The sequence below is a fragment of the Pseudomonas sp. TMW22090 genome (genome assembly GCF_022496665.1).
Classification (GTDB): Bacteria; Pseudomonadota; Gammaproteobacteria; order Pseudomonadales; family Pseudomonadaceae; genus Aquipseudomonas; species Aquipseudomonas gregormendelii.
Map to the genome: position 1 here is coordinate 175396 of NZ_SCFH01000008.1, position 23570 is coordinate 198965.

Genomic DNA, 23570 nt, shown 5'->3' on the forward strand with positions numbered 1-23570 from the left:
ATGGCACAAGTTTCAATCGGCAAAGTGGAGAATCTGGAAGACCTCGTGCGCGATTTGCAGTCAGTACGCGAGGCGCTGGAGTTCTCCTGCCACGCCCAAATTGCGGCGGTAGAACACCAATGCGAAGACACTCGCAACGAGTCGCAGTGCAGCGAAAACCTGCTGGAAAGTGCTATCCAGCAGGAGCAAGCGGCCCATCAGGCGCTTGAAAGCGCTCAGCAGGCCCTGGATAGCAGCCAATCGTGGATCGGTTCTGCCGAGTCCTCGCTGTCGGCCTGTCTTGCTCAGCCGGATGCCAACGACGACGGGGCAGGCCCGGACTGCTCGTGGGAGTACGCTTGCGTTGACGAAGCGCAAGCGGATACATACCAGGCCCAGAGCATGCTGGAGTTGGCACAGGCCGATTTCGAACGGGCCACAGAGAACCGTCAGGCCATGGAGCGACGGGTAGATCTGACAAAGCAGGCTCTGGCGATGGCGAGCCAGGCGTTGGCTCAGGCGTTGCTGGAATGCAATGCACGACTCCTGTCCGTGACGCAGGCCATCGATATCGGCATCGCTCGTTTGGCGGCTGCGCAACAGGCACTGGATGCCTACCTCGCGACGAATCCCAGCGCTGCTGACTTCCATGCCTGGCTGAAATGGGACCCGACGCAACACGGTGGCCCTATCACGCCGGATGTACTGCGAGACCGGATGAACCTGTCGGCAGAGCACCGACACTTGCTGCAGGAATATCTCTACCAGCGTAATCCTGATTACCGCAGGCTGATTGACAAGTATCGCGGCCAGTGGGTCACCGCCAATGGCGACGTAGAGCGCAACATCGTCGCACGTCGGGCACGGATACACCTGTGTGGCGAGTTCGGCGAGCAAATCGTTCGACACGCACTTGCTCCACTGGGAGGACGGATCGAAACGCAAGGCCGGACGTTCGTTGGCGACAACGGGCGATACACCAAAACCGACCTGCTGATAACGGACTTGCGAGTGCCGGTGATTCTGGGGCGTGGCGAGGGTATGGGCGCGCCGGTGGGCGGTTCGATGGCATTCGAAGTGAAATGCGGCAAGGCGCAGTACCTGTATGCGCAGAAGGACCACATGGTTTTTCAAGCCGAGGGCCACAAGCAGGCGGATGCGCAATGCACGCTTTGCTCGCGAGACGTCCAGGACCTCTCACCGCAGAAGCAGAAAGAGCTTCGCGACGCCTTGCGCCAGGCCGGTTCGCCGATGGTGGGAATGCTGCCGAGGAAAAACGACATAGATCAGTCCTGCCTGGATTTCATTCGCCAAAGCGAGGAGGAACGGCCATGAAAGTACGATTTGCCATTGTTGACCCCGACATCCTCACGCCGGTCCGGGCTGCCGTTGACCTGCTTAAACATGCGGTCAACAACGGCCACATGGATGACATTGACGCGGCCACGGAGCAACTCCTGGTATTGACAGCCGATTGCCAATCGATCGACTTGTCCGAAGAGGATTGGCGAGCGTTCCTGAATGGGATCTGGAAAGGCAATCCCCGGATCGAATCCAGTTATCTATTGCCGGGCGCGGTATGTGTATCGCTGTTTCCGACAATCGCCGCTGATGCTCAGGTTCTGGAGTTGCCCATGGATGATGAGACGGGAGACACAAATGTTTGACGATGTCATGGGGCTGATGAAGGTTTGCGCTGGCAAATTCAACGAAGGAGTTGCGGATGCATTTTCCAGCTCCATTATCGCCGAGGTGCTGACCCCGATACTCAAGGATATCGATTCACTGCGCAGTTTCAGCGAGGGCTACCAACGGCAGGTGCTGATCATCGATGGAATCCTGGAAGAGGCGCAAACCCTCCAGGCGAGATCAGAGGGACCAGATGCATGAACGGCTCCCTGAAGGCCCCCGATCACACCATGACCAGGATCACCGACGCCCTCGCTGATTATCGCGAAGGACTGGCGCGCATCAACCGTGAATTCGATGCCGCCGCGCTGAAGAAAGATCGGGCTATCCTCGATCTGCAAAAAGACATGGCACAACACCTTACCCCCTTGGCTGAAGAGACGGTGCACCGTCTCATGGCCGAAAGAAAGCAAGAGGACGCCAGCCGGGATCAACGCAAATCGAGCTGGCGATCAGCGTTCACCCGCGAATGGGAAACTATTGCGGCCGAAGCCGTACATTCGAATGTACGACTTCGCCGACAACAGCCCGCGTTAGTAGACTTGGCGCCGACTGCTCCGTCGGTGGCAACAGAAATACCCACAAGCATTTCTCTCGGCGCGTATCGAGTAGGATTTGAGGACCTCGCCTGCTTTGTCCCGCACGTCCTTCCCTTCCCGTTCGTCCATGCCCTCGCCCTATCGGAAGACAACTCGGCACACAAGAAATGGGCACATCTGTTGCTCTTGCGATTGCTCTCGGCTTTGCCACCAGGACAACTGGAGTTAACACTCGTCGACCCGCTGCGCCTCGGGCAATCGCTCGAGCCGTTTTTGTCTCTGCTCAAAGTCGAACAATTGGTACCGGAACAACGAGTGCTCACGCGCTCGGACGAAATCGAGGCCGCGCTTGGCAAAGTGCAGGATGAAGTCGAGCAACTGATTCAACATCGCTTCAATGACCTGTCGTCCAACTGGTCGGAACATAACGCAAACAACGCCGACAACCCCCTTCCTTACAAGGTGCTGGTGTTGTTCAACGTGCCGGAACAGCTCTCGGACAAGAGCCTGTGGTTCCTCCAGCGGATTTGCGAGAACGGTCCGCGTTGCGGGGTCTTGCCCATCATCGCGATTGACGGCGCACGCCTTCAAGACCCGCGCTACGAGAAATTTCGGGCGACGATAAACGCTTGTACCACAGCATTCGACACACTGTTCAACGCCGGGAACAGCGAGCATTGCGGACTTTCATTGACGTACCAGCCCGAGCAATGGCCTCGGCAAGACTCGCTGGGCAGCTATTTCTCTGCGCTCGCCGATCTGTATGCCGCGAAAGCGCGGTTAAGCAAATCGATGCCTGATCTCTGGACGGATTTTGCCAAAGGTGCGACGACCTGCGGCGGCTTCGACATCCCCATCGGCTGGACCAGCGCCGGAGGTCCCACGCCTCTGATCCTCGGTGCAACAACCTCCGAGCACCATGCACTGCTCGCCGGTAAAACCGGGTCCGGAAAATCCAACCTGCTGCATGTGCTGATCCACACGCTATGTGAAAGATACTCACCGGCAGAAGTTGATCTTTACCTGCTGGATTACAAGGAATCAACAGAGTTCAACATCTACGCGGACCCGCCGCTTCCCCATGCCCGGCTGGTCGCTACGGAGAGCGATCCCGAATACGGAGTGACGGTGCTCCAACACCTCGTGGGCGAACTGGAAAAGCGGGCATCCATGTTCAAGACTGTAAAAGTCCGCGACTTCGTCGAATATCGCGAAGCCACCAAGGCTCCGTTGCCGCGAATTATTCTGGTCATAGACGAATTTCAGGTTCTCTTTGCAGGTAATCGCCCGGTCGCGGAGTCAGCAGAGCACCGGCTCTCGCAATTGTTGAAGCAGGGTCGCTCATTCGGCATTCATATTCTTCTCGCGACGCAGACCCTTAAAGGCATCAATGCCCTGTCGCTGGGAAGCATCATTACCCAACTGGGCTGTCGCATAGCACTGGCCTGTGGCCAGGAAGACTCCGCAATGATCCTCGGTGCGAACAACTGGGCGGCAACCGAGTTGCGTAGCCCACCAGAGGGAATCATCAATAATGCCAACGGTGCCAAGTCCGGCAATTTGAAGTTTTCGATTCCACTGGCAGAAAGCAGCTTCTGCCGAACACACATCAGAAGGCTGGCGGATTACGCGACAGCGCGGGGCATGTCGGGCAAAACGAAAGTGTTCAGTGGCTCCCACATGCCCGAGCCGCCAGTCGCGATCGACTATCAGTCGGCCTGCGCAAAACAAGAGGTGCTGCTTCTGGGGGAGCGGCTGACATTTGATGCCGACAAACTGACGGTCCCACTTGTCCACCGCTCGGCATTCAATGTGCTGTTCAGTGGCTACAACGACCCTATCCATGACGGCTTGCTCACCACCACCCTTTCCAGCCTGGCTGCGCTCGACAGTTTCGATGAGGTCATTTATTTCAACGGCCGTGGCGTCACTTCCGACGGCGGTTTCCTCGATGCCTCGCGGGCACTCGGCACACGCTTGAGAGTGTTCGACAACGTCGCTGAGTTACCGCTGCAAGCAATAGCGGACGGTATCGGCACTCGCCGTGTCGCGTTGATCATCGATGGCCTTGATTCCGAGAAACAACTGTATCCATCCGCCTCGTACAAACCGGCGAAAGCAGGCGAACCGCCCTCTCCTGGCGATCTCCTCAAGCGCATTGCCGAAGATGGACCGCGCAAAGGCGTGTTCGTTTTCGCCTTCGTGGACCGATGGCAACGCTGCGCTGCCCTTTGTAAGGATCTCTTCGCCTTTTTTGAGCTGCGCGTAGCATATTGCATGAACGAAGACGACGCCGGATCACTGCTGGCCAGTGGAGGCATTGGCAAGTTCAAAGGTATCGAAAAATCCAATCGCGCCGTTCTGATGAACAGAATGACCAATGAGACTTCATGGTTCCGGCCCTACGTTCAGAAGAGTTCCCTATGAAGAAATTCCTGCTTACCTGGTATGGCCTCACGGATTTCCGCGCCTCACTGGGGTTCGAGAACACCATCGGTCCGATCGCCGGAGCCCTCGAGGCGGAGGACTACTGTGAAGTCGTTATCCTTTGCTATACACGGACGGATGACGAAACCGACAAGCACGCCGGGAGTCAGGGCGATCTGGCAGAAAAGCTGGCGTTGATCCACGACTCTAACCAACAACATGAATACAGCGTCACCAGCGAGTTTGTGTCGACTTTTGCCAACACTCCTGCGGCACATGAACACTATGCCCGCTGGCTGAAAGATAAGCTGCAAGCTCTCGGCAAGCGTACAGACATCTCCCTCAAGAGCGAGAAGCTGCGCGAACTCAACGATAGCGAGGGCATCTACGCTTGCGCCATGCGTGCCTTGGATTCTGTTGCGAAGACAGCCGGAGACAAACTGGTCACCCTCTATTTGAGCCCGGGCACACCGGTGATGGCCTTCATCTGGGCATTGACGGCACTCGCACATCCAACCCTTAAAAAGCGCCTGATCGTTTCGCCTGTCATTGGCAAACCACCCGAAGCCATCAGCTTGCCTGCGGAGTGGCTTGAACGGCATGGTGTCAGCCAGAGTGCGGCACGCAACGCCCATGACGGTTTCGATGTGACTTTTCACCTTTTTGGCGAGCAACGCATGCCCTCTTTGCTCGGCATCCGCCAGTTTGCATCGAGCCGGCATGTTTTCGTCAACTCGAAGGACTTTCCAGCGGCCTGCATGCGGGCATTCATTCACGACGCAAACTTTGACGAACTGGCCGTCGATCCCTGGGATGCCCACGACGTCCAGGAAAAAATCATCGGTCATGCGAGGACTTTGCCGGCAGGCGCGCGCATCGGCGTCAACCTGACGGGCGGAACGAAACTGATGTTCGCCGGGGCGCTCTCCGCAGCCCGTGCGCTGGGGGGCATCCCGTTCTACTTTGACAGTCGCAACCAGCGCGTGACGTATGTCGACAGCCTTCGCCGCGAAACCATCAGACCGATTGACTCGGTCGAAACGTTTTTGCTGCTCAATGCCGACGGACTGAAACTGTCCTCCGTGGCGCCGTTACAGGAGCTATCGTCAGAACGCCGCCGCCTGACCGAAATGCTCTGGAAGCACCGTCGCAAGCTCTCAAAAGACTACAAAAAATTGTGCAGCTTCAGCAGCCAACACGAAAAAGAGCAGCAAAGAAATGCGCCGCTCACGCCCTTCGTTATCGAAAGCAGTGGATTCGTTTTCAGCTTTGCCAAAGGCAACGTCGCCTCCGTCGTGGGCAACGGACTGGATCTGCGTTTCAACGACTGGGCCGACTTTGCGAAATACCTGTCGGGCGGTTGGTTCGAGGAATACGTCTATCTGCGCTGCAAACCTTACGAAGACCGCGGGATCATCAAGGACCTGCGCATCAATCTGACGCTGCAATTGAATCGGGCAAGTGCCAATTCATTCAATGGTAACGTTCCACATAATGAACTCGATGTCACGTTCACAGACGGTCGCTCGCTCTACATAGTGGAATGCAAGGCGGGCTACGTAAGCCAGGAACAAGTGATGAAATTGCAGAACCTGGTTCGCTACTACGGTGGCGTCGAGGGGCGTGGAATCATTGCCTGCTGTTTTGCTCCCCAGTCGGAGTCGGTGCGCAAAAAGATCGACGATGCACGCTTGACGCCCTGGTGCGGAGACACCTTTTCAGCGCAACTCGACGCGCTGATGACCGCGATCGCGCAACGTACCAAATCGATAAGAGCGTCTGTATGACGCTCTTTATGGTGTGTGACATCTCCGGCAGCATGGCTGATCTGGCAAAGCCATTCATCATGCGAACAACCGTCATGACGATTGCGCAGTGGGTACGCTTGGGTTATGGCCGCACACCAATCAGATTGTGTGCCTGGGCCGGCGAAGCTTACTTCCCCGATTGGTCCGAGAATCAGGAGTATCCGGCGCAACTGCTTGCTTGCCGTGGGACGTCTAGCGTTGCAGCCCTGATTCAGTTGCTCGGAACGCAACCTGAAGGGAAAATCCTGCTGCTTTCCGATGGGTTCTGGTCTCACGCCGATACGAAACTACTGAAGCAATGGTCCGCGAGCCTGCCGCCGGACACGCTACGCATTATCAAAACAGGCGCAGATGCGAATCCACGACTCAAAGGCCCCGATGTGTTTGTGACTGACGAGCTCTTCGCCGCGCTCGACGGCTGGCTGGAAGACTGTTCAGCATGATGCTCTGGAAAAGTTTTGGTGCAAGCGTTCGAGGCCCGGCACATATAGCCTCGCGGACTCCCAACCAGGATGCCTGGGCATCGTTCCATCATAACTGGGGGGATGGCATCGTTGTTTGCGACGGGCTCGGCTCCAAGCCGTTGTCCAATGTTGGCAGCGCGGCTGCCTGTGTTGCAGTGGAACGCGCGGCACACGCCTGCCGTGGACAAAGCGAAATAACCCCTCGATTCCTGTCGCAATGTATCCAGTCCAACTGGTTATCACTTATTGCGCCGCTTGAACCCCGCGATTGTGCAGCCACCTGCCTGTTCGCATTCCGGCTTGGAAATGGCGTCATCCACTTGGGAATGCTGGGCGATGGCTTGCTCTCCGCCGTCAGGTTCGACGGCTCGATGTTGGCGCTTAGCGAGGACAAGTCACAGAGCTTTTCAAACATCACGGCCGCACTGTCATCGATCGACTCCGGGAGGGACTGGCAGATTACATCGCTGCCAGAACAAGACTGCCTGGGCATCTTGCTCTGCACCGACGGTGTCGCAGACGACCTGGACGATGTCGACGGCTTCGTGACCGGCGTAATGGAGGCACATCGTTCTCTCGCCACGATGACTGCCAACCAGCGTTTGCAAGAGATGCTCGAAAACTGGCCAACACCAAAGCACAACGACGACAAGACTATCGCCTGCCTCTGCTGTGAGGAGATCAGCCATGGATAAGCCCGCACGAACCGCTCACACAAAACCACTCTGCGATGACTACGGCAATCAGCATTACCTCACTGAAGAACTTGCCAGAGGTGGCCAGGGCGTCGTGTACCGTACGCGAGATGCTGATCTGGCGATCAAGCAACCACTCGACACCTCGGGTGAGCCGGACACAAAAGCCGACCTGCGCCGTCGCTTCCAGAACATCCGTCTGTTGCCAATTCCGTCGCGCATTCCTGTTTCTCTGCCTCTGGCCATTCTGCGAGATGAGCCTGGCTATGTAATGCGGCTATTGAACGGTATGAAACCCTTCAATTTTTTCGATCTAGACGGCGATGCGAAAAAAGCGCTCGAATCTCAGAACCCTGCACTTCCTCGGTGGCTGGCAGCCGTTCCTGATCGGGAGTTGGCATTGCGTCTGTGGCATTACGCCAACACAGGCTCAACCCGGCGCCGCCTGTTTGCGTTGGCGGAATGTGCCTCGATCCTCGCCCGTTTGCACAGCGCGGGATTGGTGTACGGCGACATCTCCGCGGACAATGCGTTCATTGCCGAGCACGCAAGCGATGTCTGGCTTATTGATGCCGACAATATGCGTCTGGAAATGCCTGGTGAAGGCACTTCCGTCTATACGCCGGGTTATGGTGCTCCGGAAGTTGTTCGGGCAACCGATGCTTCGCGCCCGCGATCGGACTGCTGGGCATTTGCCGTGATGGCATTCAAGACACTCGCACTCTGCCATCCATTCATCGGCAAGAAAGTGCTGGAGCCCGAGGATGAAGACAGCGGTTGGGACGCCGAGCCGACGACAGACGAGCGCCCTGCCGATCTGCAGGACCAGGCCTATGCCGGGTATTTCCCTTTTATCGATGACGAGGACGACGATTCGAACGAGGGTGATACCGGTTTGCCCCGCGAACTGGTCGCGACGGCTGGGCTGCGGCGGCTTTTCCACGAAACCTTCGGCGCCGGGAGAAATCAGCCGCATCGCCGTCCGACGATTGCGTTCTGGGCGCTGGAATTGAAGAAAGCCTTCGACCTTTCGCTGCAATGCCATGCCTGCGCCATGAGTTACTTTGCCGATAACCATACGCAATGTCCTTTTTGCCGTGCCCCCCGACCGCCCTTTGCCCGCGCCATAACGCCACGTGGGGAAATCGTGATCCCGGCCGACGCAAAAGAGTTTTCCTTGCCGCACCGTTTGTTTCACCCATTTTCATTCGAGCATAACAACGCGCAAGCGTACGAGGCCGTTCTCGACTTCGACGACAAGACTGCACACCCCGTGCGAGGGACGAAAACCTTTCCCGACACCCTGGTTTTCAAATTCGCAGGAGCAGAGAAATGAAGTTCGACGACATTCCGGCCGAGATCCTTACGATCCGCGTCAAGCAGCCTGACAACGCGGTGGAAGGCTTGCAGGGTCGCGCAGTCCTTTCGATTGAGACCAGTGCGGCGCGTCCCGACGATTTCGATCTGCGTCTCAAAGACTCACTCCTCTGCGTGCGGACCGTCGCGGCCATCGACACCCGTCGCCTCAATGCGGAACTCGCCAGCGGACGCGCAATGCTGGCGCGATTGGTCAATCCTGCCGCTGATGGCAGCATGGAGTTGCAAATCGCATTCTTCTCAGGTGGGTGCCTGGAGATGGGTGAAGTCGACATCGGGGTGGACGAATATGTGGAAACCAAGATCAACGAAATCACCGGGCGCAAGGGTCAAACCAAAGGTGAACGTCTTTACAGACTGCTTGATGAGCATTGCTGCTTCCGACAAGACGGCAGCTCATTCTTTTTCTTGATCGCTGGCCCCGCAATTGATGAAGCGTTGAAGCCGGAGCCTGCCGTGAACAAGACGAGCAGCGACAGTGACGCTCACTTGGAACAAGACCCGGAAACCGCAGATGAGGACGATATCGCGATTGGCCACGCAGCCCTCAGCCAGGACAAACAGCCGACCCGCAGCAATTCCTTCTGTGTTACTGGCGATGGCATTCGCTTTGTTGCGACACAAACCTCGCTGCCGGAGGGTAAATCGATATTCTTGACCACGCGCATGACCAAGTCCCGAGGCAGGACGGATCGCGCACTGCGCCTGGTCAAAGGCACGCTGCGCTTTACTAATTGGTCGCAGACAGGTCAGATCAGCGCTTTCGCCAAGGCGCAGTTAACCGAACTGACGCAGGACGATGTCAGCTATCTGAAAAAATGGGACGAATTCGGCGATCTCGAAGGCGAATTGCTGCTCAAGCGAGCACGGACAGTCGGCGCCTTGCAGTTCTCCGACATGGCCGAGAAACGCGACGGAACGGTCTCTGTTCGCATTTCCCAAGCCAGCGAGACTGCTTTGAAAGCCTTGGAGCAGGGCCTTGTGCCCGAAGTCAAATTGATCGAACAACTCCCGGATTACCTGGAAGACGCATCATTGCGCTTCAAGGATTTCGCGAGCGGAATAGAGCGAGCCGTAGAAAAAGAAAAGCTTCTTCAGCAAGAAGAGCGGAAAAAAACAAACACCCATTTCAAGGTGATCGCTTTCGACAAGGAATCGAAAATACTGACGCTCAAGACTGAAACCTTGCCAGCGCCGTCGGGCCGTTTCATCCTCTCGCTGGCGGGAGAAATCACCCAGATCAAGCGACGGTTATCCGCCCGGCACTCGATCAGTGAGGGCCGCGCAGCCAACCCGCAACTCGGGTTGCTGGTAGAGGAAAAAGGGAAAATCGCACCGGCCCGCAAGCCACCGTCAATCGCACCGCTGACGGCATTTGTTCGCCGCAAGGTGTTCAAGGAAGACCCCACCCCGAAACAACTGGAGGCAATTAGTTGCGCATTGGAAACACCCGACATTGCGCTGATTCAAGGGCCACCCGGGACCGGAAAGACCACCGTTATCGCCGCGATCCTCGAACGGCTGAACGAGATGGCCGACAAACGCGGCGCGAGTATAAAAGGCCAAGTGCTGCTGACCGGTTTTCAGCATGACGCGGTCGAAAACATGATCGAGCGAATGTCGCTTAATGGTCTTCCCGTTCCCAAGTTCGGCACGCGCTCCAATACACCGCTGGAAGAATTAAGCATCTTCGAAAAAAGGATGGACGAATGGTGCGCAAAGCTTGCAACTGAACTGCGCGAGCGAAATCCGCAAATTGCCGAAATCGAGCAGGAAACGGAAATCAAGCTTCTGTGCCTACACTATATCCAGACGCCTACGCGTGCATTGGGTGCAGACCTTGCCGAAAAAGTTGCTTCGCTAGGCATTCGGGTTCTCGGCGAAAACGGTGCACGTCAAGCCGTGAATCTCCTGAACAGGATGCGCCAGGAAGAACAACTGAATGACAGTTCCGGTCAATGGCTGGATGTCGTGCGCCGTATTCGCTGCCGTTTCGAGAGTTTCGCAGACGATGGACCGGATCGAGCCGCTGACGCATTGGACGACTTGCGCGACATGCTCGATCAGGCGGATCACGATTTACTGGACAACGCCAGCCTGTGGCGCAGCGAAGATGGACCGCCGCCATTTCTCGAGGCGCTGGCAAACCTGAAGAAAACACTGCTCGTCCGCTTCACCACTCCTCCCGTCTTTCGCGTAGAAAAACGCAATGACGCCGTCGTTGCGCTGGCAGAGTTGGCCATCAAACGTATCAAGTCCGTGGGACATACTGCCAGGGACAAGCGGTCTGCCGCGTTGGCCGAATTCCTCGCTGAACTCGACAGCAACCCTTACAGCATGCTGGAGGCAGTGTCCGATTACAGTTTCGCGTTCGCGGCCACCTGCCAGCAGAGCGTGAGTGGGAACATGCAAAAACAGAAAGGCATCAGGGGCGATGATGAAAACGACAACCAACAGAGACTGGAATACGAGTATGTGATCGTCGACGAGGCCGCACGAGTCTCGCCGCGCGACCTCATGGTGCCGATGGCACAGGGCAAGCGCATCATTCTCGTCGGCGACCACCGCCAATTGCCCCACATCATCGACGAAGAAGTGGCCGGTCAGATGGAAACCGGCGAAACAGGACCGTCAGAATCCGAATGGCTCAAGAAGTCGATGTTCCAGTACCTGTTCTCAGAACGCCTGAAGACACTGGAGGACAACGACAAGATCCCGCGGCGGGTCACGCTCGACAAACAATATCGCATGCACCCGACCCTCGGCGATTTCATCAGCCGTAACTTCTATGAGCATTTCGATCCATCCGAGAAATTCAAATCCGGGCGGCCTGCCAGCGATTTCGTCCATGCCCTTCCAGACACCGACGGCAAACCCGCGGTCTGGCTGGAGGTGCCCGCGGAAAAAGGGAAGCATCTGCGCCGCGACACCAGTTGGATACGTCCGGCCGAAGCCACTGTCATCTCACGCCAGTTAAGGGTGTGGATGGATTGCGACGCTGGCAAGGATCTGTCGTTCGGGGTGATCTCGTTCTATAAGGCGCAGTCCGAACTCATCAGGGAGCAACTCGGTGCGTTTGCGGAAAACGAGAAGAGGCTCCGTATCGGGACGGTGGACTCGTTCCAGGGCATGGAATTCGATGTCGTGTTTCTGTCGACCGTGAGGACCATGCCACAAGATTGGAAAACCTCTCTAGAGAGTCAAGAGAAGCAGGCACGGTCCCTGTTCGGTCACCTCTGCCTCTATAACCGCCTCAATGTCTCGATGAGCCGCCAGAAAAAACTGCTGGTGGTGGTCGGCGACTCAGGTCTGCTGCACGGGAGACTGGCCGCCGAGCATATCCCGGGACTGGTGGATTTCCATCGTCTCTGCCAGGAACAGGGAGTCATTCTGCAATGTTGAAACTCCTGGACTACGGCACACCAAAGCCGTTCGGTGCTGCCATTGGCGGGCAACGCGATCTGATGTGGCCAGTGAACACTTATCGCGTGACCCTGCCAAAACCCGTTGCAGATGGCGAGCGCCTCAACGCCTTCGAACAACTCATTCTCAAGCTCCTCGCGGTATCCGGTGCGATGGACGCTCAGGCACTGGCGGAGGAAACCCGCATTCCACTCGACCTGATCGAAAGCATCCTTCTGCGCTTGCAGGACAAGGCACTGATTGATCCATTCAACGTTATTGTCGAAAAGGAAGATGTCGGTGCGAACGACGATGAGCAAGTGCCGGTTTTTGCCACCGCGCTGGTGTTTCGCGAACTCGTCACCGGACAGATGCTGCCATTCATGCACTGGTTGGACGACAACAATCCATTGCAGAAACAGGAAGAGAACAAGCGCTATAGGCGCATCCCACTGAATGACGCCCACACGCATAGCCCTCCCACTCAGCGCGATATCATCAGCTTAGTACGCTTGATACAGAGAAGATCGGCGGCTTCGGGACGGGAGGAAAATATTCCGCCGATTCAGAAGATCATGATCATCGATAAAGCAGAACGGCATTTCCTCCACTGTCCGATTGCAATCCAGAAAAGCGATGGTGAATTCCGTATCGCCGACCCGTTCGGCAATGGTTTCTCATTGATCCTTGAACGGGCATTCGACCATCTGCTTGAACAAGATGAAGCGCAGGCCAACTGGTTGAAAAACTGGAAAGCCTCACTGAGCAACCCGAAGGCGCACAACCAGGACGAAAAGCCGAAGGAGGCATTCGAGACCGAAGACAATTGGCTGCGCTTTCCAAAACTTCTTCACAGTCTGCGCCTGCGGCCCAATGCCCCCTTTCACTCTATCGCTCAGATCTACTCGGCCCTGGAATGGGCCCTGTTTTACGCATGCATCAAGTCTCCCTATGAAAGTGAGTTGGAAGGGCTCAAGTTCACAGAGCCTAAAGAGCATTGCGCCTTGCTCGCGCAGGCCGCGACCAAGATCGGCCTGACCGCGCCGCGATCGGGCTTCAGACCCATAAGAGAAGGCAAACTCATCGATTTTCAGAATGGCAAGGCGGAACTGGAGACCCTCCTCGCCATCGCCATCCTGCAAGCAGAAGACGACGAGTCCAATCCCTTGCGGCGCCTCGCGAAACAGCAACCAGAGCTCATAAACCAGCTTCTTCACATCAAAAAGCAGCGCGATGAAAAGGGCCACGGCAAAGGCAAGGCTGACGCCCCGGAGATGGAACTGTCGGACGCAACGTTGATGCGTGAAATCATCGAGACACTGCTTGTGCAGATCAAGTTTTCACAGACTCTCGCGTCCACCTCTCCTTCCGACACAGACAGCGATTTTCGCGCAGACTCGTTGCTGGATGCCCGCGCCAGCCTGCAGAGCGAGTTCGGCTACAAGACATTCAACCGCTTCGGGGCCAACCTGCAAGACCGGCTCGTTCATGTCGAGCGCGCCTTTCTGTCTTTCAAGGACGGGGACGATGCACTCCCATTCGTTCGCGATCTCTACGCAGCTTTGCAGTCCGTCTTCGAGGTGTCGCTGATCTATTGGTTACCCCCTGAGGCCGACGATGCGCAGCTTATCGCGGTCGCCGGAACCAGAGCTGTCAATGCCGGCCTCTGCAGCAAACTGCCTGAAGGTCTGCGCACGGTCAGGCCTGCAGCGGTGCGGCAAACCTTGCAGGGTGTCGGACAGTCGCTGGGGGCATGCGTGATCGCCCTTCTGCTGATGGCTGATGAGGACGTATTGAAGTCAATTGCCAGTACTGCCCCGTCTTTCGTGGACGATATGACAGCTGTGATTACCAAGCGGGGCCACGGCAATGAGCCGCTGCCAATGCTAAAAGAGCAAGTCGCGCAACTTCGCAAAGCATCTTACAAAATAATCAAGACACTGATAGAGGTATAGGGAATGGAGCACTCTGGCAAATTGGAAGATGCCGCGAAGCAGGATGCCGCTGAGCTAATCCGAGAAACCGAAATAGCTGCCCGTGAACAGGCGCTTGCCAAGCGTCAACAATCCTTTGATGAAGAGAAACAGCGCACGATTGCCAAAGTGAATCAGAAGGTGGCCGAACTCAATCAGCTCGAGCAAAAACTCAAGGCCGATGAACAAAAACGCGAGGCCGGATTTGCCAACGAACGCGCTGCGCTGGCAACTGAATTGCGCGACAAGCGCACCGAGCTGGCAGTTGAATTGAGCGATAAACGTACCGGACTGGAAGTCGAACTGCGCGACAAACGTGCCGCGCTCGAAGGTGAATTGCACGATAAACGTGCCGAACTGCAAGTTGAGCTGCACAATAAACGTGTCGGGCTGGAAGTTGAACTGCGCAATAAACGTACCGGCCTGAGCGATGAGTTACGCACTCTGCGTGCCGACGCCGAACGAAAGATTGCCGAAAACCGTGAACAGCAAATTTCCTCCCTCGAAGAAGAGATCGCCAAGCTGAGGGCCAAACGCCTGTCCGAAGTTTGCGATGCCGAAAACGTTGAGCGCGACCGCATCCGCACCGACATCGCCAAAGAACGCGATGCCTGGGCGAAGCATCACGAAGACGCCCGCGCATTGCTAGACAAGGAATATTCGGAGCTTGCGAAACAGAAAGCCGCGCTGTCTGCCCTGCAAGGCGACATCCACGGCCGAAAAATGGAGCTGGAAATTTCCGAGCGGAATCTGGAGCGCAGAGAGCAGCGGCAGGAGCAACAATGGAGCAGACGGAACGACTTACTCGCTGAGGAACTTGCTGCGAATCTGGAAGAAGCACACAAATCACTGAACAAGCACAAACAATCCTATGTCGAGGATAACCAGCGCCTGCGGGACAGCCTCGCTACACAAACCGACCTACTGGGCGTATTTGAGCAGTTGAAACGTCAGCTTGGCGGTAACGACCCGGCCGAGGTCCTTCGCGAGTTGAACAGCCAGTCCGATGAACTCAAGCGTCTGCGGGAAGATCTCGCCACAAGGCCCACCGAAGAAATGCGTCTGAGGACCCAGGCGCTCGAATCGGAGTACAAAACTCAGAAGGCCCGAGCAGACGAACTGTCCCGACAACTCGAGAGCAACAGCGCCGATGTTGCGGAGGTCGGCGAGTTGCGCCGCAAAAACGCCGAGTTCCATGCGCAAAACGTGTCCCTGTCGCATAGGGCTTCTATCTTCGAAGGTTCGGCAAACGAAGCGCAAGCCGAACTCAACCGCCTTCGCGCTGCTTACGAACGCCCTGCGGAAGTCGAGGCGCGTCACAAGGAAATCGAGATTCCGCATATCGCTGCAGAAAAAGTCGTGCAGCCTGCGCAGCGCAAAATCAATGAAATGAAATGGCTCACGGACATTGGCAACGCATGCACCGCCTACGGGTTGAATTTCAATCCGCGCATCCTGAAAGCCTTCCATACAGCGCTGAAAACGTCCGAATGGTCTCCGGTTACCGTACTCTCAGGCGTTTCCGGCACCGGTAAATCCGAACTGCCGCGCCTCTACTCGCACTTTGGCGGCATTTACTTCGAGCCGCTGTCGGTCCAGCCAAACTGGGATTCGCAGGAGTCGATGCTTGGCTTCTTCAATTCGATTGACAACAAGTTCGACGCCCAGCCGGTTCTGCATTTGCTCGCGCAAAGCCAGAAGCAATGGAGTGAAGAATATCCGGGGTTGTCTGACTCCGTCTGCCTGGTACTGCTTGATGAAATGAACCTTGCTCACCCTGAACTCTACTTTGCCGAGTTCTTGAGCAAGCTTGAACTGCGGCGTGGCAAGAAAGGCAAGGATGTACCGTTTCTGCCGGTAAAAATCGGCGCGGGAATGGAGCCTTACAAACTTCCGCTAGGCCGTAACGTCCTGTGGGCGGGAACAATGAATCAGGATGAAACCACCAAATCACTTTCTGACAAGGTGATTGACCGCTCGATTATCATCAACTTCCCGCGTCCGACCGAGCTTAAACGTCGCCTGAAACTTAAGCCTCTTAATGAGAGTAATCGTGGCAACACGCTACACAGAAAGACTTGGGATGACTGGCTGACCAGAGAAAGCATCTTCTCGGAAGAACAAATCAACCCCTTCATGCAGTTCATCGAGAAACTGAATGAGGCGTTGTCTGTGTCCGGCCGGGCGCTTGGCCACCGGGTCTGGCAGTCCATCGAATATTACATGGCCAACTACCCGGACGTCCGGGCGGCTCAAGACGCTAAGGACGAAACCCTGCTGGCCGAGGCCATGCACACCGCCTTCGAAGATCAACTTGTGCAGAAGGTCATGCCCAAGCTTCGCGGGATAGACACTCGCGGCAAGAGCCAGACTGACTGCCTCGATAAAATCCGCAACCAGCTCAATACGGGGGTTTTTATCGGTAAACCATTCAATCTTCGCGAAGACTTCGACCTCGCCTGCGAACTGGGCTACGGCCAGTTCATCTGGCAATCGGCAAACTATCTGAATACGCCAGTCTCGCAATCGCCGACAGAGGACAACAAACGAGTCGCGAGTTCGACCACGGCCGCTGAAGAAACCCCTCCAACCTTGTACATGAAAGACGAGGTCGATCAGAACAAGCGCCACAAGATGTGGAACGGGAGGTCTGCTGAAAAACGCGATGAGTTGCGCAGACAACTGGAGGAAAGCGTAAAGGCCGGGAGAATCGTCGGCAATGATATCTGACCTTTCATCACCGGCGGACATCTCGCTGTCCGGGCTTTACGCCGATAACCGAGGCACGCAAAAGGACAGCGACGTCATCCGCACGTTGCTCGATCAGTCAGACTGGTTTTGCCATGCCGTCGAATTCGACCCGAGAAGCGGACAAGCGCTGCCTCAATCGCTGTCATCGGTGCTGGCAAGAATGTCCGGGTATTCGCCGCCTTCTGCAGGGCGTCCGGTTCGCGACCGCCTCTGGCGCATCGTTGAACACAGCCGCCACTCGGTTGAGCGCCTTTTCCGTGGGCTTAACGAAGCGCCTCGTCGCGAACATGCGCTGCTGCCGGTTCATGCCGTACGCGAACTCGATGCCAACAGTTTCATCAAGCTCAGCAACCGCCCAGGGCGCAATATCCGAGAAAAACTGGCAGGTAACCCTTACCTGCAGGCCGTTCGTCGGTTTCAATCGATCAACTTGCCAGAAAACCGCCTGCTAAAAGCCTTTGTCGAGCACCTCGCACAGCTACTGGAACTGCGCCGGGATATTCTCGGACACGAAGATGATCTGCTCCTGCAAATCCTGACCTGGCTACGTTCCGGCGACGCCCGCGACATCGGTCGCTGGGAGAACCTGCCGCCGAACAACACGCTCCTGTCGCACCGCGACTACCGCCGTGTATGGGATGCCTGGCGCTTGCTTCAGTCGCTGGAGGATGACCTCTCTGCCGATCATTCGAGGCTGCCGGAACGTATCCGGACCAAACGTTTGTGGAACACCTATGCCCAGATGTGGCGGGACGGCACTCACCGCTTCGCGGACATGCCGGTATTTTTCGATTACGACCGTTTCGAAATTCGACCGTGGCTTTCAAAAGTCGTCGCTCAGCGAGTAACGGAGACAATCAACCGCAACGTCAGTGTTGAAGATATCTGTGCTCCGGTTTGTGTCGATTTCGCCACCCTGCGCCCTCGTTATGCCACAGGTACAACCCTCAGCTCTCTGCCCGACGCGTTTCTCTGGCAAAAATGGCGCGATGCGAATACCGCAGTGGCGCTCGACCTTTTCGCCTCCGATGGGATTTATGCTCATGCGCAGGCGACTACCCTGTCTTGGGCGGATCTGTTTTTCTCCAGAACCGATCCCGAGCAACTGGACTCTGCCGCCCGCGTATTTGCCTCAAGACTACACAGCGTGTTCAGGCACGAGACGCTGATCTGGCTGGTTCCCGACACCCTCAACGATTTCGAGCTTGACGTTATCCGGCGCCATGTCAACGCCCGGTTCCAGAATGCGACCCCCCTGCCCCGCAGCATCGCCGCGGCCTTTCAGCGAGCTGATTACTCGAAAGTCAGAAATGACTCCGCGATCGTGGTTATCGATAGCGTCGGCGGCAAAACTTGCGTCACCAAGTTGATTGCCAGGTTCGACCCGGAACTCAAGAAAGTCTTGCCCGAAACGAACGGTTTTTATTGGGAGCGCCATCCTTCGGTCATCATCTCGAACGCGTCTCCAGAGATGCACGAAGAAAAAAAGTACGAGATCCCCACACTCGACGATCAAGGGCAATGGCTTGAAGCACCTCGCGCAATAAAGCTCCCTGTCGTCGACGCCGCGGACTTGAAAAACGACCCGCGCATCGGGCAATTCGCTTTCGCGATCAACTTGACGAACAGTCCGGTGATCGGAGGCACACGCCTTCATTCCCTGCAACAACGCGCAGGGGGGGTCGCACTGTGGCGCGACCAGATTCCCGAACTCTCGATCAAGGCCGTCAGGGATGGACTTCATCGGCGCTGCCACCTTGTTTCCCGTGGTACGACCGTCAAACCGCTGCGTGGCAAGCCGGTCGCAGTTGAGGTTCGCGAAGATTTCACGCTCCCCGCTAACAAAGCTTTTTATCAATTTCCTTTGTTTCTGGGCGACAGTACCGAAGACCTCGGATATTCGGCCCGTTTGGAATCGCCGGCGTTTCCACTCGAGAAAGACGCCGTATGCGAGCTCCGCCTGACTTTTGAATATGGTGCGGACGATCCTTACAAACTGATTTTTAAACCGCGAAACGGATCGTTCCAGCAGGTACACGCTACATGGTGCCGCACTGCAGACGTGATCATCACCGACGCCCCTGCCCCCCAATATCCTGCCCCGATGACATGGGCGGATCTGCACCACGTACAGAAGGATGGCGGCGATGAAACTTCTGATCTACTTGATTGGATAACGAACGCAGTCGCACGGCTGGATCAGGATATCTATATACGTCCCCGAAACAGGACAACCGGTGTCATCAGTACGATATGGCGCCCGGACAAGCACGAAGGGGATTTCACGTTTGCCAACATGGATCTATCTGCAAAAAAGGTCTTCATTCATCAAAAAAAGTTCATTGATGGCACAAGCCACGCGGACTTTGTCGAAGGCAGCAGGATTTCATTTGAAGTCGTCGAGAACGCTGGAAAGTACTCCGGCCGAAATATTGCAGGTGAACATCATCAGGAAATAGAGCGCCTCAAGGTTTTCGATGACGCGTCAATCAGTGCGCAGGTCATCAAAATGCGCAAAGCCCTTTACTACCCTGTGATCCAGATCTGGCGTGATGGGCGTTCGATTGACGATGCAGAATGCCCCCAGGCCTTTGCTGACACAACCCGAACCAACACCCACTACCTCGCGTCACTGTTGCACGAAACTCAGCTTCCGAAACAGATCAAAGACGAAATCCGTTTTTTAATGTGCTGCATGCACAGCGATGCTCCCGATGAATGCGTTCAGTGGATAACCGAGCAGGTCAGCAAGGACAGAATTGACAACCCACGGGCCATCGGTTTTGCGCTCGGTCGTGTTGTCGAGCCATGGCAGCAATCCATCTTGTCCGGATTTATGGAACGTCCGACGGAGAGCGCCCTTCGTGTGTTTGCTTACGCCATCTGGCGAGACAGGCACTTTGTTGAACGATTTGATGTGGAACAGATGACGGCCATCCTTGATTCGCTGAACACTGTCCTGAGTCAAATCAAACCGTGTCCGTCCAAAAAGAGGCCTAATGACAAGAGGACGACCCTCAACTGGCTCCAACAAACCACCGAACCGCTTGAGCTTCTGCTGGGCCTGCTTCGAGCACGTAACTCCCGGGACGCTCAGATCAGGATGCTCCTTCAGCCCCATCAGAAAATTACCAAGGCGTTGGCCACTCAAGTCGAACGGGTGACGGAGTTCGTCGCGCAATCGAATGGTTACCTTTATTCCCGTGTACAGATCAACATCGACAAGCCCGACGGCGACCAGACACCTGATCTGCTGTTCGCCCTGCGGATGTATCTGACCGGTGACGATGGTGCAAACGCGATCCATATCACCAGCATTTCCGATAAAAATGACGAATGAGCAACAGAAACCCGATATCAGATTTCATAAAATCTTGGGAGTCCAGCCAGACCAAGCTGCGTGTACAAGGTCGTGTGTAATCCGTGTTCATTTTCGATGAGGCGCCGATCGCGATCACTCTTGCCACGCAAATGAGTTTGCATGCTGTCTACAGAATCCGGGGCGATTCAAGGTGCTGAGAAACAGATCCGACATCTCCGCTTGAAGATATCGACTCATTACCCATTTCCTCTTCCGAACGAGCAAGGATTTGCCAGATACGGGCTGCTCATCCAGTATACCGAGGCGCGCTGAATACCAATCACTGCCATATTGGAGTTGCTCAGAAATAGCCATTCTCGATCGCTCGCGCACCCGGTGCGCATGGGGGCAAAATTGGGGGCACAATTAGCTTTTTCTGGTTGTAACTACCGTGCTAGAGCGAAGTCAAAATGTTTTTTGGAGAAAACGAGCTTGACTGTATTTACAGGCTTCGGATTCACCAAGCTTTCCGGCGCCGCAATCACGTAAGCATGGCATCCATAGCTTAAACAATCAGGTTAATGCGCGTGATCGGCCCCGAGCTTCCATCACCAGGAAGTTCATAGTCCCCATCGACACGAACCTCCGTCGCGGGAAGCATGTGATATCCGATGACTCTACCGGAGTCTGAGCGACGTCCGGATCACCTCACCAGCAACAGAGAGCTCCGCGCTACCTATAGCCATAGCCCGAAGCTTGCCTCGCGGAATGTCCAGATCGGTAACCCACTGACGAACGTCTTCGCATCTTTAGATTCTTGCATTGGTAGGGGGCGACTAGAAGACACGAAACTTGAACGCCTCTCAGATGGTATAGCTACCGAGATCCAAGATATCCGTGGGAGTAAATGTGGGAGTAATTTTCCAAACATGAAAAAGCCGAACTTATAAGAGTTCGGCTAAGTCATTGAAAAATATGGTCGGGACGGAGTGATTCGAACACTCGACCCCTAGCACCCCATGCTGGGGCCTATATTAACCTAATGACTTGTTTTACAAGGATAATATTGATTCTAGGTGGTGGCAAAACATCCGCTTTTTTGTGCTCATGCAAACGGAAACACGCGGGCTCTAGAGGAGGTTTTGCGCAAGACGGATCCCACGCGAGCGCCAGGCAGACCAACTCGTGTAGCATCCTCAACCCAGCAGTATCGAAAATATAAACAATGGAATGTTTCATGAAAAAGCTCGCGCTATATTTTATCCTTTTCTCTCTGGCTGGCTGCACCACGCAACCAAAGTCTGCACCTACCAAACCCTCGGTCCTTTACCGATATTCGATGAACGAAAATATCGTCCAGTTAGCCCACACGACGGCAAGTTACTACCTGAAGGATCCTGAAAGCGCGAAGTTTCGAGACACATTTTTCCTGACGTCGGACGACCGAGGGGAAGCCAGAGACAGATCGAAAGACTCTTGGTATATCGAAATTAACGGGAAAAATAGCTATGGGGCATACGCTGGGTACACGTGGGCTCTTCTTCCTGCGGGTGGAAAGTCGGTGATCATGGGTAGCTCTCCGACCGGGGCAATAGCAGGTCAGCTTTGCTCGTCAGCAATCTACCCGCCAGCGTGATAGCTCTATCCACCTACGGTTGAGTAATTAAACCATCGTGGCGCATGCCGTCATCAGTTGTACAGTCTTTGTGCTTGGAGAGGTTACGCATCACAGAGGCAAGCATGCATAATAATGGCCTTCAGCCATCCCCCATCTGAAAACCTTGAGCGGCAGACAAAGAGGAAATCTCTGTTGAATAAATTTGGCGTTGCAGGCCTGGTGATTGGTGGTGTTTATTGCGCTTACCTAGCAGTCGGTTTTTTGAGCACAATCGGCAGCTATGGTGCCGTTAAAGATTTGAATGAATGCATGGAAATCTCGGCAAAAGATCCCATTTCAAAGCCTAGAGCAAAAGAGTTTTTGATTAAAATTGACAGTCGGGTGGTAGCTGAAACCACAGCAGCTAATGTCGTACAAGGAGGCGTTGCGCTTGCAGACGCTGCAGTGGGACAACATAGCCAGGACCCCAGCCTTGCTCCAGCACTAAAAGAGTGTCTTGCAAAACTGCAGCAGGCTACCAAAAATTGACAACCTGTCTGACGGACGTCTACTAGACGTTAATTTTGACGGCTCCAGGTTCGCCAGGCACCGGGGTATGAAAGTGAAAATAGCAGCCCCGGAGCCTCAAATCTTCGGCGCTTGGCATTTCAGAACCTCGCCCACGATACCCGCGACATAATAGTCAATGGATGCGGGCACTTACCTACTCAGGAGAACCTGGTTTTGACCTGCTTTCATGGTCACTGGTACAAAAACTGGTACAAGCCCCCCCTTTCTCTAGCGTCCTGCCAAGCTCATATTGCCTCACCCTTAAAGCGAATCGACCGTCCTCATGCCCCGAATGACTGATATCGACCGATTCTGTTGAAAAAGTCGGCCTGACTACACTGCCTGATCATCGACTGATGAAAACGCCCTTTTTTTACGCTGCTACGTGAAATCCGAGCTCGGAAGCCTCTGCCAGAAGTAAAGATTTCAATCTCGGATGCGTACTTTTCTGATGCGCAGACCATGGCCGACTTTCTGAACAGAATCGGCCAACAGCAGTCAATCTACGACGGTGGCTCGACGTAGATCTACGTCCATCGCAAACTCCAAAATAACGAGATCATAACGCGCCGTTATTCCCACCAGTTATAGGGCTGAAATCGTAAAAGGTGTCCATTTTTGATACAGAAATACTCTACTGCTTGAAATTTTTTATCGGACCTTGCGCTGTCAAACTTTGAAGCTACGCTGAGTTTGGTAATTAGCACCTTTTCAGTTACTAACTCACTTCTAACGTGGAGGGCTTGGACATGTCAGGTGATAACGCAGCAAGAACAGCGACACTTAAAACTTTTACTGACCTAGGCATGCAGGGCGCCGAGTGCCTGTCTCAAAATGAAATTGACGCTCTCGGAAATTTGACACTGAATGAGATCAAGGCGTTAATAAAGGCTCAACAGATTCTTCCCAAGGATGCTGCGACCCCCGCAAACATATGTGGCGGAAAAATTTTCTGAGTCGACATAAATTATGGGAAGGGGGCGGCGCCCCCTTCTCAT

The 23570-nt window shown here is 55.2% G+C and carries 15 protein-coding genes; all 15 read left to right on the forward strand.

Translation table 11 applies throughout. From position 1 onward, the window contains the following. The 15 genes from EQV97_RS21995 to EQV97_RS22065 all read left to right on the forward strand — a co-directional run bounded on the left by EQV97_RS21995 (position 1) and on the right by EQV97_RS22065 (position 23528). Positions 1–1314 (forward strand): hypothetical protein, encoded by a 1314-nt coding sequence (locus tag EQV97_RS21995; protein WP_240889980.1) that lies wholly within the window; start codon positions 1–3, stop codon positions 1312–1314. Beyond that, positions 1311–1646 carry a hypothetical protein gene (locus EQV97_RS22000; RefSeq protein ID WP_240889981.1) on the forward strand — a complete coding sequence of 112 codons (336 nt, stop codon included), beginning with the start codon at positions 1311–1313 and terminating at the stop codon, positions 1644–1646. The genes EQV97_RS21995 and EQV97_RS22000 overlap by 4 nt, the downstream gene beginning before the upstream one ends. Further along, positions 1639–1869, forward strand: a complete 231-nt coding sequence (locus EQV97_RS22005; protein WP_240889982.1) for a hypothetical protein — start codon at positions 1639–1641, stop codon at positions 1867–1869. The genes EQV97_RS22000 and EQV97_RS22005 overlap by 8 nt, the downstream gene beginning before the upstream one ends. After that, a complete protein-coding gene (locus EQV97_RS22010; RefSeq protein WP_240889983.1) occupies positions 1866–4634 on the forward strand; it encodes an FtsK/SpoIIIE domain-containing protein in 2769 nt (922 codons plus the stop codon). The genes EQV97_RS22005 and EQV97_RS22010 overlap by 4 nt, the downstream gene beginning before the upstream one ends. After that, entirely contained in the window at positions 4631–6421 is a 1791-nt protein-coding gene (locus tag EQV97_RS22015; protein WP_240889984.1) for a DUF1887 family CARF protein, read from the forward strand. The genes EQV97_RS22010 and EQV97_RS22015 overlap by 4 nt, the downstream gene beginning before the upstream one ends. Then, positions 6418–6885, forward strand: coding sequence for a VWA domain-containing protein (locus EQV97_RS22020; protein WP_240889985.1), 468 nt, complete (start codon positions 6418–6420; stop codon positions 6883–6885). Before EQV97_RS22015 ends, EQV97_RS22020 begins: the two co-directional genes overlap by 4 nt. After that, positions 6882–7601: a PP2C family serine/threonine-protein phosphatase gene (locus EQV97_RS22025; protein WP_240889986.1), complete on the forward strand. Its 720-nt coding sequence runs from the start codon at positions 6882–6884 to the stop codon at positions 7599–7601. The genes EQV97_RS22020 and EQV97_RS22025 overlap by 4 nt, the downstream gene beginning before the upstream one ends. Then, entirely contained in the window at positions 7594–8937 is a 1344-nt protein-coding gene (locus tag EQV97_RS22030; RefSeq protein WP_240889987.1) for a serine/threonine protein kinase, read from the forward strand. Before EQV97_RS22025 ends, EQV97_RS22030 begins: the two co-directional genes overlap by 8 nt. After that, entirely contained in the window at positions 8934–12380 is a 3447-nt protein-coding gene (locus tag EQV97_RS22035) for an AAA domain-containing protein (RefSeq protein WP_240889988.1), read from the forward strand. Before EQV97_RS22030 ends, EQV97_RS22035 begins: the two co-directional genes overlap by 4 nt. Beyond that, the gene (locus EQV97_RS22040; RefSeq protein WP_240889989.1) at positions 12374–14335 is read left to right on the forward strand and encodes a hypothetical protein; all 1962 of its coding nucleotides are present in this window, start codon (positions 12374–12376) and stop codon (positions 14333–14335) included. Before EQV97_RS22035 ends, EQV97_RS22040 begins: the two co-directional genes overlap by 7 nt. A 3-nt stretch (positions 14336–14338) precedes the next feature. Then, complete coding sequence (locus tag EQV97_RS22045; protein ID WP_240889990.1) at positions 14339–17083, forward strand: chromosome partitioning protein ParA; 2745 nt, start codon at positions 14339–14341, stop codon at positions 17081–17083. Further along, positions 17073–20444: a DNA-binding protein gene (locus EQV97_RS22050; protein WP_240889991.1), complete on the forward strand. Its 3372-nt coding sequence runs from the start codon at positions 17073–17075 to the stop codon at positions 20442–20444. The genes EQV97_RS22045 and EQV97_RS22050 overlap by 11 nt, the downstream gene beginning before the upstream one ends. 1198 nt (positions 20445–21642) lie before the next feature. Further along, complete coding sequence (locus tag EQV97_RS22055; protein ID WP_240889992.1) at positions 21643–22041, forward strand: hypothetical protein; 399 nt, start codon at positions 21643–21645, stop codon at positions 22039–22041. Positions 22042–22215: 174 nt separating this feature from the next. Then, positions 22216–22551 (forward strand): hypothetical protein, encoded by a 336-nt coding sequence (locus EQV97_RS22060; protein ID WP_240889993.1) that lies wholly within the window; start codon positions 22216–22218, stop codon positions 22549–22551. Between the two features lie 770 nt (positions 22552–23321). Beyond that, the gene (locus EQV97_RS22065) at positions 23322–23528 is read left to right on the forward strand and encodes a hypothetical protein (RefSeq protein WP_240889994.1); all 207 of its coding nucleotides are present in this window, start codon (positions 23322–23324) and stop codon (positions 23526–23528) included. Positions 23529–23570 lie beyond the last annotated feature (42 nt).

Bases quoted from the DNA above. Each gene is read 5' to 3' on its own strand.
- EQV97_RS21995 (WP_240889980.1), top strand. From the start codon at position 1: ATGGCACAAGTTTCAATCGGCAAAGTGGAGAATCTGGAAGACCTCGTG.
- EQV97_RS22000 (WP_240889981.1), top strand. From the start codon at position 1,311: ATGAAAGTACGATTTGCCATTGTTGACCCCGACATCCTCACGCCGGTC.
- EQV97_RS22005 (WP_240889982.1), top strand. From the start codon at position 1,639: ATGTTTGACGATGTCATGGGGCTGATGAAGGTTTGCGCTGGCAAATTC.
- EQV97_RS22010 (WP_240889983.1), top strand. From the start codon at position 1,866: ATGAACGGCTCCCTGAAGGCCCCCGATCACACCATGACCAGGATCACC.
- EQV97_RS22015 (WP_240889984.1), top strand. From the start codon at position 4,631: ATGAAGAAATTCCTGCTTACCTGGTATGGCCTCACGGATTTCCGCGCC.
- EQV97_RS22020 (WP_240889985.1), top strand. From the start codon at position 6,418: ATGACGCTCTTTATGGTGTGTGACATCTCCGGCAGCATGGCTGATCTG.
- EQV97_RS22025 (WP_240889986.1), top strand. From the start codon at position 6,882: ATGATGCTCTGGAAAAGTTTTGGTGCAAGCGTTCGAGGCCCGGCACAT.
- EQV97_RS22030 (WP_240889987.1), top strand. From the start codon at position 7,594: ATGGATAAGCCCGCACGAACCGCTCACACAAAACCACTCTGCGATGAC.
- EQV97_RS22035 (WP_240889988.1), top strand. From the start codon at position 8,934: ATGAAGTTCGACGACATTCCGGCCGAGATCCTTACGATCCGCGTCAAG.
- EQV97_RS22040 (WP_240889989.1), top strand. From the start codon at position 12,374: ATGTTGAAACTCCTGGACTACGGCACACCAAAGCCGTTCGGTGCTGCC.
- EQV97_RS22045 (WP_240889990.1), top strand. From the start codon at position 14,339: ATGGAGCACTCTGGCAAATTGGAAGATGCCGCGAAGCAGGATGCCGCT.
- EQV97_RS22050 (WP_240889991.1), top strand. From the start codon at position 17,073: ATGATATCTGACCTTTCATCACCGGCGGACATCTCGCTGTCCGGGCTT.
- EQV97_RS22055 (WP_240889992.1), top strand. From the start codon at position 21,643: ATGAAAAAGCTCGCGCTATATTTTATCCTTTTCTCTCTGGCTGGCTGC.
- EQV97_RS22065 (WP_240889994.1), top strand. From the start codon at position 23,322: ATGTCAGGTGATAACGCAGCAAGAACAGCGACACTTAAAACTTTTACT.